The organism is Kribbella sp. NPDC049174 (genome assembly GCF_043197365.1).
In the GTDB taxonomy this organism is placed as follows: Bacteria; Actinomycetota; Actinomycetes; order Propionibacteriales; family Kribbellaceae; genus Kribbella.
Genome location: NZ_JBICSZ010000002.1, coordinates 106,004 through 118,487 on the forward strand (window position 1 = coordinate 106,004; position 12,484 = coordinate 118,487).

Annotated in this window: 16 protein-coding genes; 10 read left to right on the forward strand and 6 right to left on the reverse strand. The window is 68.2% G+C overall.

Translation table 11 applies throughout. From position 1 onward, the window contains the following. Window positions 1-19 precede the first annotated feature (19 nt). Window positions 20-1,054 (reverse strand): L-glyceraldehyde 3-phosphate reductase, encoded by a 1,035-nt coding sequence (gene mgrA, locus ACGFIF_RS10970; RefSeq protein WP_393153925.1) that lies wholly within the window; start codon window positions 1,052-1,054, stop codon window positions 20-22. A gap of 103 nt (window positions 1,055-1,157) precedes the next feature. Continuing rightward, a complete protein-coding gene (locus ACGFIF_RS10975; RefSeq protein WP_393153927.1) occupies window positions 1,158-2,054 on the reverse strand; it encodes a phosphotransferase family protein in 897 nt (298 codons plus the stop codon). 87 nt (window positions 2,055-2,141) lie between these two features. Between ACGFIF_RS10975 and ACGFIF_RS10980 the strand changes: the two genes are divergently transcribed. Beyond that, window positions 2,142-2,765 carry a flavin reductase family protein gene (locus ACGFIF_RS10980; RefSeq protein ID WP_393153929.1) on the forward strand — a complete coding sequence of 208 codons (624 nt, stop codon included), beginning with the start codon at window positions 2,142-2,144 and terminating at the stop codon, window positions 2,763-2,765. A gap of 16 nt (window positions 2,766-2,781) precedes the next feature. Here the strand turns inward: ACGFIF_RS10980 and ACGFIF_RS10985 are convergent, their stop codons facing one another. Beyond that, entirely contained in the window at window positions 2,782-3,759 is a 978-nt protein-coding gene (locus tag ACGFIF_RS10985; RefSeq protein ID WP_393153931.1) for a hypothetical protein, read from the reverse strand. Window positions 3,760-3,900: 141 nt separating this feature from the next. Here ACGFIF_RS10985 and ACGFIF_RS10990 point away from each other — a divergent pair, with 141 nt between their 5' ends. After that, a complete protein-coding gene (locus ACGFIF_RS10990) occupies window positions 3,901-4,491 on the forward strand; it encodes an acyl-CoA thioesterase (RefSeq protein WP_393153933.1) in 591 nt (196 codons plus the stop codon). After that, on the forward strand, window positions 4,488-5,150 hold the full coding sequence (locus ACGFIF_RS10995; protein WP_393153935.1) for a potassium channel family protein: 663 nt from the start codon (window positions 4,488-4,490) through the stop codon (window positions 5,148-5,150). Before ACGFIF_RS10990 ends, ACGFIF_RS10995 begins: the two co-directional genes overlap by 4 nt. On the opposite strand, the gene ACGFIF_RS11000 is transcribed toward ACGFIF_RS10995, so the two are convergent. Continuing rightward, complete coding sequence (locus ACGFIF_RS11000; RefSeq protein ID WP_393153937.1) at window positions 5,147-5,767, reverse strand: TetR/AcrR family transcriptional regulator; 621 nt, start codon at window positions 5,765-5,767, stop codon at window positions 5,147-5,149. The two genes, ACGFIF_RS10995 and ACGFIF_RS11000, sit on opposite strands and share 4 nt — an antisense overlap. 38 nt (window positions 5,768-5,805) lie before the next feature. On the opposite strand from ACGFIF_RS11000, the gene ACGFIF_RS11005 reads away from it, so the two are divergent. The 7 genes from ACGFIF_RS11005 (at window position 5,806) to ACGFIF_RS11035 (ending at window position 11,011) form a co-directional block, all read left to right on the forward strand. After that, window positions 5,806-6,903 (forward strand): DMT family transporter, encoded by a 1,098-nt coding sequence (locus ACGFIF_RS11005; protein ID WP_393153939.1) that lies wholly within the window; start codon window positions 5,806-5,808, stop codon window positions 6,901-6,903. Then, the gene (locus ACGFIF_RS11010) at window positions 6,882-7,367 is read left to right on the forward strand and encodes a MarR family winged helix-turn-helix transcriptional regulator (protein WP_393153942.1); all 486 of its coding nucleotides are present in this window, start codon (window positions 6,882-6,884) and stop codon (window positions 7,365-7,367) included. The genes ACGFIF_RS11005 and ACGFIF_RS11010 overlap by 22 nt, the downstream gene beginning before the upstream one ends. Window position 7,368: 1 nt before the next feature. Continuing rightward, window positions 7,369-8,598 (forward strand): glycoside hydrolase family 3 N-terminal domain-containing protein, encoded by a 1,230-nt coding sequence (locus ACGFIF_RS11015; protein ID WP_393153945.1) that lies wholly within the window; start codon window positions 7,369-7,371, stop codon window positions 8,596-8,598. After that, complete coding sequence (locus ACGFIF_RS11020) at window positions 8,598-8,933, forward strand: YidH family protein (protein ID WP_393153947.1); 336 nt, start codon at window positions 8,598-8,600, stop codon at window positions 8,931-8,933. The genes ACGFIF_RS11015 and ACGFIF_RS11020 overlap by 1 nt, the downstream gene beginning before the upstream one ends. Continuing rightward, window positions 8,930-9,238 carry a DUF202 domain-containing protein gene (locus ACGFIF_RS11025; RefSeq protein ID WP_393153950.1) on the forward strand — a complete coding sequence of 103 codons (309 nt, stop codon included), beginning with the start codon at window positions 8,930-8,932 and terminating at the stop codon, window positions 9,236-9,238. The genes ACGFIF_RS11020 and ACGFIF_RS11025 overlap by 4 nt, the downstream gene beginning before the upstream one ends. 139 nt (window positions 9,239-9,377) lie before the next feature. Next, window positions 9,378-10,010: a DUF47 domain-containing protein gene (locus ACGFIF_RS11030; RefSeq protein ID WP_393153952.1), complete on the forward strand. Its 633-nt coding sequence runs from the start codon at window positions 9,378-9,380 to the stop codon at window positions 10,008-10,010. A 2-nt stretch (window positions 10,011-10,012) separates the two neighbouring features. Continuing rightward, complete coding sequence (locus tag ACGFIF_RS11035) at window positions 10,013-11,011, forward strand: anion permease (RefSeq protein ID WP_393153955.1); 999 nt, start codon at window positions 10,013-10,015, stop codon at window positions 11,009-11,011. Window positions 11,012-11,045: 34 nt separating this feature from the next. Here the strand turns inward: ACGFIF_RS11035 and ACGFIF_RS11040 are convergent, their stop codons facing one another. Beyond that, window positions 11,046-11,570: a hypothetical protein gene (locus ACGFIF_RS11040; RefSeq protein WP_393153958.1), complete on the reverse strand. Its 525-nt coding sequence runs from the start codon at window positions 11,568-11,570 to the stop codon at window positions 11,046-11,048. 164 nt (window positions 11,571-11,734) lie between these two features. Beyond that, window positions 11,735-12,481 (reverse strand): lysophospholipid acyltransferase family protein, encoded by a 747-nt coding sequence (locus ACGFIF_RS11045; protein ID WP_393153961.1) that lies wholly within the window; start codon window positions 12,479-12,481, stop codon window positions 11,735-11,737. Window positions 12,482-12,484 lie beyond the last annotated feature (3 nt).

Genomic DNA, 12,484 nt, shown 5'->3' on the forward strand with positions numbered 1-12,484 from the left:
GCCGGGGGTTCGGGGTGGGTCAGGAGTCGGAGCTCTTCTTCCAGAGGTTGATACCGGCCTCGACGGCGTCGGCGTCGATGGCCTCGAGCTCGTCCGCGGAGAACTTCAGGTTCTTGACCGCGGCGAGGTTGTTCTCCAGCTGGGCGACGCTGGACGCGCCGATCAGTGCGCTGGTGACGCGGTCGTCACGCAGGGTCCAGGCGAGCGCGAGCTGCGCGACGGACTGGCCGCGCTGCTTGGCGATCTCGTTGAGCGCGCGCACGTGCTTCAGCGTGTCCTCGGTCAGGGAGTCGGGGTTGAGCGACTTGCCCTGCGCCGCGCGGGAGTCCGCCGGTACGCCGTCCAGGTAGCGGTCGGTCAGGACGCCCTGCGCCAGCGGCGAGAACGCGATCACGCCGACACCCAGCTCACCGACAGCGTCGAGCAGGTCCTCCTCGATCCAGCGGTTCAGCATCGAGTACGACGGCTGGTGGATCAGCAGCGGCGTACCCAGCTCCTGCAGGATCCGCGCCGCCTCCCGGGTCCGGTCCGCCGAGTACGACGAGATGCCGGCGTACAGCGCCTTGCCCGAGCGCACTGCGGCGTCGAGTGCTCCCATCGTCTCCTCGAGCGGCGTGTCCGGGTCGAACCGGTGCGAGTAGAAGATGTCGACGTAGTCCAGGCCCATCCGGCTCAGCGACTGGTCCAGCGAGGCGAGCAGGTACTTCCGCGAGCCGCCGCCCTGACCGTAGGGGCCCGGCCACATGTCGTAACCGGCCTTGGTCGACAGGATCAGCTCGTCGCGGTACTTCGCGAAGTCGCGCGCGAAGTGGGTCCCGAAGTTCGTCTCCGCCGAGCCGTACGGCGGGCCGTAGTTGTTCGCCAGGTCGAAGTGCGTGACGCCGAGGTCGAACGCCCGGCGCAGAATGTCGCGCTGCGTGGCGAACGGCTTGTCGTCGCCGAAGTTGTGCCACAGCCCCAGCGAGATCGCGGGCAGCTGCAACCCGCTGCGGCCCGTCCGCCGGTAGGCCATCTGGTCGTCGTACCGGTCCTGAGCGGCTACGTAGTCAGTCACGAGACCTCAGTCTGCCTCATGTCGTAACAAGTTCAAACCCCCTTGTTTTACAGCAGAAACCCCATCACTGAGACCAAGAACCCCATCTTCTTGATGAGCTGGGTCAGGTGAGGGTGGACCACGGGGCGGGTGGGTTGCCGGTGAAGAACCTCAGGAGGGCCAGGATGCGGCTGGCACGGGGTGCGGTCCAGTGGCGTTGGCCCGGCCAGGGGTTGGCTGTCAGCTTGCCGAGGCCCCAGTGCAGGTGGAACCAGAGCGCGGCTGCGGCCACCTCCTCCTCCTGCGGGGTGGAGCGTCCGGTGCCGGAGGTCGGGAGCCGGCGGATGTAGTCGGGGAGGATGGCGGCGACGTGCTCCAGGGGGAGTTTGGCGAAGTCCATGGCGCGTGGTGCGTAGGCGGCGTCGCCCCAGTCGATCAGGGCGCGGAGCTCCCCATCCGGCCCGGCGAGAAGGTTGTGCGCGGCAACATCTCCGTGGATCAGCACCTTCGGCTCGTTCCGGTCGAAGCGATCGGCCAGCCGGGTGAACCAGTCGCTCAGCCATTTCGCCGTACCGAGGTCCAGGTACCCGCGCTCCGCCAGTTCGTCGACCGTCTGCCAGGGATCGCGACTGTCGTCCTGCGGTACTCCGGGAAGGTCGGTCCGCTCGGCCCCGTGCAGACGGGCCAGTTGCTCCGCCAGTCCCACCGGCACCTCGGTCGGCTCGATCCCGTCGACGCGTTCCATCACGACGTACGGCGCGTCGATCAGTGCGCGACGCTCGTCGTACTCGACGATCGCCGGGGTCAGCACGCCGGCGGACCGTGCGACGGGGATGACGCCGGACTCCTTCCGCAGGTCGTCCTCGAATCCGGGTCGCGCGACCCGCAGGAACAACGCGCCTCCGAGCCCGAACCCGCGGTTGGCGACGCCGCCCGCGACCTCGGTCACCTGCTCGGGCAGAACGCCGTGCCGCCGGCCGATCGCGGCAACGCTGCCCAGGAACTCGTCCTGTTCGCTCACCCGCACCTCCCTCGTCGTCGCGTGATCCGTCCCACGATCCTTGTGCCGGGGCACGGTGCCGTCCACCCGATTTGATGTACTGCGAGCGTGCGTGTCGATCTGGATCCGGAAGAGACCGGGCGGCGGGAGTTCTACGCGGCGCTGAACTCCGTGGTCGTGCCGCGGCCGATCGCGTGGGTGTCGAGCCGGTCTGCCGACGGTGTGCTCAACCTCGCGCCGCACTCGTTCTTCACCGTGTCGTGTGTGCAGCCGCCGATGGTGCAGTTCACCTCGGTCGGGCGGAAGGACAGCCTGAACAACGTCGAGGCGACCGGCGAGTTCGTGGTCAACTTCGCGGCTGAACCGCTGTTCGAGCAGGTGAACGCGACCGCGACGAACTTCCCGGCGGAGATCTCCGAGTTCGAAGCCGTCGGGCTGACCACCGAGCCCTCCCGCACCGTCGCCGTACCGCGGGTCGCGGAGTCGCCGGTGGCGATCGAGTGCACCCTCCACACCACCCTCGAACTGGGCGACTCGACCGTGGTGATCGGCCGGGTCCGCCACCTCGCGGTCGATGCGGCGATGATGGTCGACGGCCACCCGGAGATCCGCCTGCTCCGTCCCCTGGCCCGCCTGGGCAAGGACGAGTGGTCCACCCTCGGCGAGATCCGCTCCATCACCCGAATCCGCCACTCCAACTGGCCCGGCCACTACAAACCACCTCACAGCTGAACTCCTTCTCTCTCTCCTACGGTCGGTTGGGTTGCCCTGCCGATCGATCAGGTGCCGGGGGTTCTTTGCGGGCCAGGAGCTTGGTGAGGGTGTCTAGTTGGGGGGACAGGCGGAGAGGGGTGCTGTCGGGGGATGGGGTGGTGGCGGGGTGCCACTCGAGGGTGGGGGTGACGAGGTGGACGTCGGGGGACAGAGGGCCGGGGTCGTGGGTGTGGGAGCGGGAGGCGAGGTTGAGCATCTGGCCCAGGGCGGGGATGACCGAGAGGTCGCGGATGACGTGGATGAGGAGGAGGTCGCGGGCGGGGACGGCGGCGAGGACGCCGTACGGCGGTAGCTCGGTGTGGAGCGATTCGCGGAGCACGGTGTCCAGGACGAGGGCACGGGATGCGGCGAAGATGGTGCCGGTGACCAGGGCGATCCTGATGTCGTCGCGGTCGATGTACTCGACGTGATCAGGGATGCGGCGGAGGTTCGTCACACCGAAGCGCTCGGCATCTGACCAGGTCACGCCGAAATCGGACGGGTCGAGGAACATCGTGACGACGCCATCCTCGGCCGTGGCGGGGACGGACAGCAGGCCTGGGATGAAATCGGCGCGGTCCGCGGTCCACTCGGCCGGCAGCGCGTCGCGCGGGACGAGGCGCTGGATCAGCTCTCGCTCGGGGTCGGTGGGTGGCAGCGGAGGGCCTTTGCGCAGCCGGTGCAGGAGTTCGGCGAAGTGCTCCTCGATCAGCGCCGGCCAGCGGTGTTCCTCGTATTTGGAGACGGCACGAGCGAGATTGCTCAGGCCGAGGATCGGGCCGTCCGCAGAGGGATCGGCCGGGACGAGGGCCGCGCCACCCGTGTAGGTGACGTGCAGGCCGAGGCGGGCCGCTGCGGTGAGGCCGAGGCGCACGAATCGTGCGGCCTGGAGTCGGTTCAACGGAATCAGGACCGGGTGGGGCCGGTCGGAGTGGTTGCCTTGGGCACGTTCGGTGGAGCTGTCGATGGTCATCGTGGCCACCTCCTCGCCAGAGAAAGTACGAGGAACGGCACCCGATCCAGCCGGTCGTTTCGAACCTGTGGACAACTGCCCGGGATAGTCTGCGGCAACACCTCGGTAGACACGTCAGGCACGCAAGAGGAGTGGAACAGGATGTCCAGCACACCGTCGTCACGGCCCACCTCGGAGACGCGGTTGTCGCTGTCGCACATCACCGCGCAGAACGAGACCAACCTGCTGGGCACCGTGCACGGTGGCGTGATCATGACGCTGGTCGACTCGGTCGCCGGCGTGGTGGCGGCGCGGCACTCGGGTGGTCCCGCGGTCACCGCGTCGATGGACGAGATGACCTTCCTGGTACCGGTGCGGGTCGGTGACGTGGTGCATTTCAGTGGTCAGGTGAACTGGACCGGGCGCAGTTCGATGGAGGTTGGCGTACGGATCACGGCCGATCGGTGGGACTCCGTCGGGCCCGAGGTCCATGTCGCGTCGGCGTACCTGGTGTTCGTCGCGGTCGACGCCGACGGGCAGCCGCGGGCGGTGCCGCAGGTCGTCCCGGAGACCGACGAGGATCGCCGCCGGCTGCGCGAGGCCGAGATCCGGCGTAGCCACCGGCTCGCCCGCCGCGCCGCCATCATCGCCTCCCGCGAGGAAGACGCCCGCGAGAAAGAAGCTCCCCGGGAAGCAGCAACCGGGGAAGCCGCCCGGGAGGCCACGGCAGACACCGGGGACGGTGCGCCGTGACCCTGTTCGGCAGTGCACGGCGGCATCCGTCCGCGGTGTTGCTGCTGGTGCAGCTGCTCGGCGTCCTCGTCTACCCCGCGATGGAAGGCTCCCGCGGCGGTCGCGTCGCGTTCGAGATCCTCGGCATCTTCGTCCTCGTCCTGGCCGTCTTCTCCGTCCGCGCCACCCCTGGCCTGACCTGGGTCAGCATCGGACTCGGCATCCCGGCCGTCGTTCTCTCGCTGGTTGACGCGTTCAGCCCGACAGAGCCGGTCGTAGCCATCTCCGCCGTACTGCACGCGGCCTTCTACTTCTACGCCGCCTACAGTCTGCTGCGGTACATGCTGTCCGACCACGACGTCAGCACGGACGAGCTTTACGCGACCGGTGCCACGTTCACCTTGGTGGCTTGGGGTTTCGCCTACCTCTACGTGTTCGTCCAGGTACTGGTGCCCGGCAGCTTCACGGCAGCCGTCAACGCCGCCGCCGACCGTACCTGGATGGAGCTGCTCTTCCTGAGCTTCACCACCCTGTCCAGCACAGGTCTGAGCGACATCGTCCCGATCACGTCCTGGGGCAGGTCGGTGGTGATGCTCGAGCAGCTGGCCGGTCTCGGGTACGTCGCCATGGTCGTGTCCCGCCTGGTCGGTCTGACCATCACGCGCCGCAGCAACACTTAGACCCGCGGCCAACCCGCCAACAGATCAGCCGCAGCCCGGTAAGCCACCTCCGGCGCGTGCTCCATCGCGGCAACCCGGAAGCTCACCAGAGCACCCTCGTGCAGCAATAGCAGGCGGTCGGCCAGCTCACCGGGACCAGCGAGGCCGGCCAACGTCGCCTGCGCCTCGAACTCGGACCGCATCCACTGCTTCTGTCCGACGATCACCGGCATCGCCGGGTGGTCCGGCGCGGCCAGCTCCACGCTCGCGTTGATGAACCCGCACCCGTTCCGTGACCCCGCGACCCAGTCGGTCAGCGCGGCGAACAGTGCCAGGATCACCTCTTCCGGCGTCGACGGCTCGCGGGCCGCCAGCTGCTCGTCCAGGAACTCGTGCCACACCCGGTTGCGACGCTCGAGGTACGCCGCGATCAGCCGGTCCTTCGAGCCGAACCGGTCGTACAGCGTCTTCTTCGTCACGTCAGCGGCCTCGGCGATCGTGTCGACGCCGACCACCCGGATCCCCTGCTCGTAGAAGAGCGTGGACGCTGCCGTCAGAATGCGCTCGCCGGCCGGTGTCAGCGTGGCCGCCTCCGGCAGTCGCCGATCCACCAGCAGTCTCATCTGCTGATCAAGCATACTGACAGTATACCGACCGGTGTGGTTACTGTCCTTGTATGAAGACAGGGGAAGAGCACCCCGCCCCCTCGCTGCACTCGGGGGCGGGGGAGGTCGGGCAGACGCGCGGGGCCGAGGAGCCGTGCGTGGGCGCGGGCGAGGTCGGGCAGACGCACCGGGCCGAGGAGCCGCGGGTGGTCGCGGGCGCGGGCGCGGGAGTGGTCGCGGGTCCGGGGGTGGTGAGCTCTGTGCGGCGGGCGAAGCTGATGCCGTTGGCCGCGGGTGCCGGGTTTGTCGTGTTCTGGAGTTGCGGGTTCATCGGGGCGCGGTGGGGGACGGAGTACACGAGCGCCTTCGACCTGCTCGCATGGCGCTTCCTGGTCGCGGGTGCGCTGGCAGCCATCGTCTTGCTGGTACGGCGGCCGGCGATCACCCGCAGGGACCTCGTGACCCAGGTGTGGATGGCCCTGCTCACCCAGTGCGTCTACCTCGGTCTTATCTTCACCGGCATCGACCACGGCATCTCAGCCGGTGTCACCGCCCTCATCGGCTCACTCCAACCAATCCTCATCGCCACAGTGGCCGGACCCCTGCTCGGAGAACGCGTCAGCCAACGTCAGTGGATCGGACTGGTCGTCGGTGTCGTCGGAGTCGGTCTGGTCGTGGCTGACGACCTTCACGGCTCCCCACTGCTGTTCCTGCTGCCGTTCGGCGGTCTGCTCGGTCTCGTCGTCGGCACATGCATGGACCGACGCCGCAAGCCCAGCACCAACTCACTCGATGCACTCTGCGTGCAGAGCCTCGTGTCGGCGGTGTTCTTCGTCGCACTGGCGGCATCCACCGACCAACTGACGGTGCCGAGCCAAGTGGGCTTCTACGGCGCTGTCCTGTGGCTGGTGCTCCTGGCAACAGGTGGCGGCTGGGGTCTGTACCTGGTCAATCTGAAGCTCTCCGGCGCCACGCGCATCAGCAGCCTGCTCTACCTCGTGCCGCCGACCACGATGGTGTTCGCCTTCCTTCTGTTCCACGAGACGATCGGTCCGCTCGCCGTGATCGGCATGCTGATCTGCGCGATCGCCGTACTCCTGATCAGGTTGGACGAGCGAGCGGAACCTGTTCTGGCTACGCTGCGGGGATGGCGGAACCCCGGTGGCTGAACGAGCAGGAGCAGCAGGCGTGGCGCGCGTTCATCGCGGCGCAGCGCGTAGTGAACACCCGGATCGAGCAGCAACTGCAACGCGACGCAGGGATACCGCACACGTACTACGAGATCCTCGTCCGACTGTCCGAGGCGCCTGACGGCCGGCTGCGGATGAGTGAGCTCGCGGTGGCAACCCAGGGCTCGCGCAGCCGGCTCTCGCATGCGGTGAACCGGCTGGAGCAGGCAGGCTGGGTACGACGCGAGGGCATCGAGTCCGACCGTCGCGGTCAGGTCGCGATCATCACCGATCTGGGCCGGCAGAAGCTGGTCGAGACCGCACCCGGCCACGTGGAGGAAGTCCGCAAGTCGATCTTCGACGCGCTCTCCGAGGATCAGGTCGAGCACCTGCACGACATCTGCGCCACCCTCGCCCGGCACTCCGGTGACACGATCGACCGGGCCGCTTGGGAGCGCCGCTGAGATGAAGCGCCAAGCAGCAGTGGTCGTGCTGACAGCACTCCTGCTGACCAGTTGCAGCGACTCCGGCTCTCCCACCGCCGGCCCCAGCACGGTGCCGTCGTCTTCGGTCTCACTGCCCACAACAGCCGGGCCCACCCCGACGCCGACCCCCACACCGACGCCAACGCCAACCCCGACGGCCACGCCGACCCAGGCCAGCTGCATCGACCAGAAGCTGCAAGCCCTCACGCTGCGAGAGGAAGCGGCCCAGCTGATCATGACCGGCATCAGTGCCAACGGCATGACCTCGTCCCAGCGCTCCATCGTGCAGAAGCAGAAGCCCGGCGGCATCCTTCTGCTCGGCAACGGCGGCAGCCTCTCCCACACCCGTACGGCGATGGCAGCGACGACCGCTGCCGCCACGGTGATGGGCATCCGCCCGCTGATCGCGGCAGACCAGGAGGGCGGTCAGATCCAGCGTCTGAAGGGCCCTGGCTTCGACCGTATTCCGGCCGCGACCGTGCAGGGCACCTGGTCCAGCTCGAAGCTCACCGCGGAAGCGGAGGGGTGGGGCGACCAGCTCAAGGAGGCCGGTGTCAACGTCGACCTCGCGCCGGTCGCTGACGTCGTACCGAACTCACTGAAGGAGCAGAACGCTCCGATCGGCAGTCTGGACCGTGAGTACGGCAACACGCCCGGGGAGGTCGGGCCGCCGGTCCAGGCGTTCGTGAAGGGGATGCAGGCGGCCGGCGTGATGACCTCGGTCAAGCACTTCCCGGGACTCGGCCGGGTGCGCGGCAACACCGACTTCTCGTCCGGTGTGGTCGACAACGTCACCGTGCGCGGTGACGCGGACCTCCAGCCGTTCGCCGACGGGCTCGAGGCCGGTGCCGACATGGTGATGATCTCGACCGTCACCTACCGCAAGATCGACCCGAACAACCGCGCTGTGTTCTCGCCGACTGTCATCCAGGGCATGGTCCGCGGCGATCTGCAGTGGGACGGCGTGGTGATCACCGACGACGTCGGGGCGGCCGCCGAGGTCGCCTCGGTACCGGCGGGCCAGCGGGCGACCCGGTTCGTCGCAGCCGGCGGGGACATCGTCATCAACGCCACGGCAGGGCTGACCGCCACCATGGTGAACGCTCTGGTCGCCAAGGCCGAGCAGGACAAGGCGTTCGCCGCGCAGCTGACGAGTAGCGTGAGGCGCGTGCTGACACTCAAGGAGAGCCACGGCCTGGTGAGCTGCTGATGACGGAGGAGCAGGAACCCGACTACCGCTTCACCCTGGCCAACGAGCGGACCTATCTGGCCTACCTGCGGACCTCCCTGGCCTGCTACGCGGGCGGCCTGTCCGCCGTACAGTTCCTCGACCTCGGCCCGGACCGCTGGGCGGCCAAGGTCATCGGTGTGGTTCTGGTCACTGCCGGGATCGTCACCACGGCAGGTGCCTTCCGCCGCTGGCAGCAGAACTTCACCGCGATGCGCACCGGCGGTAGCCTCCCGGTGACCCGGCTGCCCTTGATGCTGGCAGCAACGATCGGTGTGGTCGGCCTGATCGGCCTGCTGTTCTCGATCTGGCGATGAGCACACCCGACCCCGGTCTGCAGCCCGAACGGACACTCCTCGCCTGGCGTCGTACGGCGCTCGGCCTGATCGCCAACAGCATCCTCCTGCTTGCTTCCGGCCACGGCACGTCGGACGTCCGCACCGGCCTCGGCATCGTCGTACTGGTCCTGTCGCTGGCCTGCTGGGCCGCGGTCAGCGCGGTATATCGCCGTACCAAGGGTGCTCCGGTCCATGCCCTCGGCCACCAACGCCTGCTGCGCGCGGCGGCCGGTCTGGTCCTGGTCGTCGGGCTGTTCGACCTGTACGCCGTGCTCACGCGGTGAAACCGAATGGTTACTCACCGGTCGTGTCCAGGCGGGGGAGTTCATCGCGACGCGGTACGTTGACTGGGCGGATGCCGCGTCAACGGTCCGTTCCCCCTAGCATGTTCACGGTTTGTCCCTCGTTCATCCGGAGCTTGAAGTGCCGTTACGTCTGCGTCCGAACGACCCGACGTTCTACGACCTTTTCACCGAGTCTGCCAACCACCTCGTGGACGGATCCCGGATCCTGGCCGAGTTGCTCGGCAGTACGGCGGGAACCGGGCTGTCGTCCAGTCACCAGATCGCCGCCGAGATGAAGGATGCCGAGCACGCGGCGGACGAGACCACCCACTCGATCATCCGCCGGGTCAACTCGACCTTCGTCACCCCGTTCGACCGCGAGGACATCTATCGGCTGGCCTCCGATCTGGACGACGTGATGGACTTCATGGAGGAGGCCGTCGACGCCGTCCACCTGTTCGGCCTGGAGAAGCTGCCGGAGGAGATCGCCGAGCAGATCGAGGTGCTCCAGCGGGCCGCCCAGCTGACCGCGGAGACGATGCCCCGGCTGCGGACCATGAAGGACCTGGCCGAGTACTGGATCGAGATCAACCGGCTGGAGAACACCGGTGACGCGGTTCATCGCCGCATCATCGCCAAGCTGTTCAGCGGCGAGTTCGACGCGCTGACGGTGATGAAGTTCAAGACCGTGGTCGACCTGCTGGAGGCCGCGATCGACGCCTTCGAGCACGTCGCCAACACGGTCGAGCAGATCGCCGTCAAGGAGAGCTGAGCGTGGAATTCGCGCTCGTCGTCGCGGTCATCGTCATCGCCTTGACGTTCGACTACACCAACGGCTTCCACGACGCGGCGAACGCGATCGCGACCTCGGTCTCCACCCGGGCGTTGACGCCACGGGTCGCGCTGGCGATGGCCGCGGTGATGAACTTCCTCGGCGCGTTCCTCGGTACCGAGGTGGCCGAGACCGTCGGCAAGGGCATCATCAGTATTCCGTCCGGCGAGCACGGGCTGGTCGTCGTGGTCGCCGCCCTGGTCGGCGCCATCACCTGGAACATGATCACCTGGTACTTCGGCCTGCCCAGTTCCTCGTCGCACGCGCTGATCGGCGGCCTGGTCGGAGCCGGGATCGCCTCGTCGAGCGTGGTGCTGTGGTCCGGCATCGCCGACAAGGTCGTCATCCCGATGGTGCTGTCGCCCGCGATCGGCTTTTTCGGGGCGTTCATCCTGATGACGGCGATCCTGTGGATCTTCCGGCGCAGCAACCCCGGCAAGGTCACCCGCGGCTTCCGGTTGTCTCAGGTGGTGTCGGCCGCCGCGATGGCGCTCGGCCACGGCCTGCAGGACGCGCAGAAGACGATGGGCGTGATCTTCCTGGCCCTGGTCACCACCGGATACGTGCAGCCGGACGACGGCATCCCGACCTGGGTGAAGGTCGCTGCCGCGACCGCGATCTCGCTCGGCACCTACTCCGGGGGCTGGCGGATCATGCGCACCCTCGGTCGCCGGATCATCCACCTGGACCCGGCTCGCGGCTTCGCCTCCGAGTCGGTCGCCGCGACCGTCCTGTACGTGATGGCGATCGGTCTGCACGCGCCGGTCTCGACAACCCACACGATCACCTCGGCGGTGATGGGTGCCGGCGCGACCAAGCGGCTGTCCGCGGTCCGCTGGGGTGTTGCCAGGGGTATCGTCGCGGCCTGGATCCTGACCATCCCGGCCGCCGGTCTGGTCGCCGCCCTCTGCTACGGTCTGGCCCACCTGATCCTGGAGTGAGCCCGCCGTACCAGAGGCACACCTGACCGGTGTCTCAGCGGTTCCAGCGGCGTACTGCCTTGGCCACGTCCTTGGGGCGGATCGAGCCGAGGTTGAGCTCCCAGGTGGCGGCCAGGCGGTCGCCGAGCTCGGGCAGGTTCAGGTAGGCCTGCGGCCGGACGGCCATCACCCAGGTCGCCGCCGCCGCGTGGCCCTGCTGGAAGAGCAGGTGGTTCGCGGTCGCCTCGATCCGGCGGCGCTTCTCGCCGTCCAGCCGGCTGGACGCCCAGTCCTGCATGATCGAGCCGTCGTCCGCGGTCATCCGGGCCAGGTACGTCAGCGGCCCGCGCCAGAACCCGCGGCTGCCGATGTTGTCCAGGCTCTCCAGCGGGAACCAGCCGTTCTGGCAGCGCCGGCCGTTGATCGCGGCCTCGACCTCTCGGGCCTGGGCCGCGTTCAGGCCCTGGACCGCCCAGTCGAGGAAGTACAGGCCGACGTCGGGGACCTCCTCCGCGACGTGTGGCGCCACGGTCAGCGTCCCCGGCTCGAAGAGATGCAGCTCTTCGGGTGATTCCAACACAACTTCCCCCGCCCACCTGAGTACGACGGCCGCGCACGCCACCGCGCGGCCGGGAACACAGGGACCCCCCAGGTTCCTGCACTGTCAACAGAGGTTCTTCGTACCCTCGTGCCGATCCGGGGTCAAGGTGTTGTCCGATTGCCGACTACTGCTGAGGCAAACGTCTACTTCTTCCGGTCCGCCCGGCGGGCCAGCTCCTCCTGGTCCAGCCGCTCGGCTTCGGCGGGGGTCGGGGCGCTGCCGCCGTACGAGGCAGGCAGCCACCAGGCGCCGGCCGGCTGCTCGGGGTAGGCGCGGATGGTGCGGTCGAGCATGCCGGCCATCGTCGAGCGCAGATGTGCGGTCGCCTCGACCGCGTCGTCGCCCCGGGTGACGGTGATCGGCTCGCCGACCGTGATCGCGATCGTGCGGTGCCGGGAGAAGTCGCGCGGATGGTCCTTGGTCAGCATCCGCTGCGTCCCCCACAGGATCAGCGGGATCACCGGTACGCCGGCCGCCGCGGCCATCCGGACCGTGCCGGACTTGAACTCCTTCAACTCGAACGACCGGCTGATCGTCGCCTCCGGGAAGACGCCGACGACCTCACCCGCGTTCAGGTACTGCAGCGCCTGCCGGTACGACGCCGTACCGGCCGCACGGTCCACCGGGATGTGGTGCATACCGCGCATCAGCGGACCCGAGTACCGGTTGCGGAACAAGACCTCCTTGGCCATGAACCGGACCAGCCGTTTGCTCGGGACCGCGCCGAACCCGCCGAGGACGAAGTCGACGTACGAGATGTGGTTCAACGCGATCACCGCGCCGCCGGCCCGTGGCACGTTCTCCGTCCCGGTCAGCTGGAACTTCAGGTCCAGCACCTTGAACGCCGTCTTCGCGAAGCCGATCACCGGCGGGTATACGAGGTCTCGCATCCC

What these genes read in the sequence shown, in the direction of transcription:
- ACGFIF_RS10985 (WP_393153931.1), bottom strand. Translation starts at nt 3,759, where the DNA reads ATGACCATCGACAGCTCCACCGAACGTGCCCAAGGCAACCACTCCGAC.
- ACGFIF_RS10990 (WP_393153933.1), top strand. Translation starts at nt 3,901, where the DNA reads ATGTCCAGCACACCGTCGTCACGGCCCACCTCGGAGACGCGGTTGTCG.
- ACGFIF_RS11000 (WP_393153937.1), bottom strand. Translation starts at nt 5,767, where the DNA reads ATGCTTGATCAGCAGATGAGACTGCTGGTGGATCGGCGACTGCCGGAG.
- ACGFIF_RS11005 (WP_393153939.1), top strand. Translation starts at nt 5,806, where the DNA reads ATGAAGACAGGGGAAGAGCACCCCGCCCCCTCGCTGCACTCGGGGGCG.
- ACGFIF_RS11010 (WP_393153942.1), top strand. Translation starts at nt 6,882, where the DNA reads ATGGCGGAACCCCGGTGGCTGAACGAGCAGGAGCAGCAGGCGTGGCGC.
- ACGFIF_RS11015 (WP_393153945.1), top strand. Translation starts at nt 7,369, where the DNA reads ATGAAGCGCCAAGCAGCAGTGGTCGTGCTGACAGCACTCCTGCTGACC.
- ACGFIF_RS11020 (WP_393153947.1), top strand. Translation starts at nt 8,598, where the DNA reads ATGACGGAGGAGCAGGAACCCGACTACCGCTTCACCCTGGCCAACGAG.
- ACGFIF_RS11025 (WP_393153950.1), top strand. Translation starts at nt 8,930, where the DNA reads ATGAGCACACCCGACCCCGGTCTGCAGCCCGAACGGACACTCCTCGCC.
- ACGFIF_RS11045 (WP_393153961.1), bottom strand. Translation starts at nt 12,481, where the DNA reads ATGCGAGACCTCGTATACCCGCCGGTGATCGGCTTCGCGAAGACGGCG.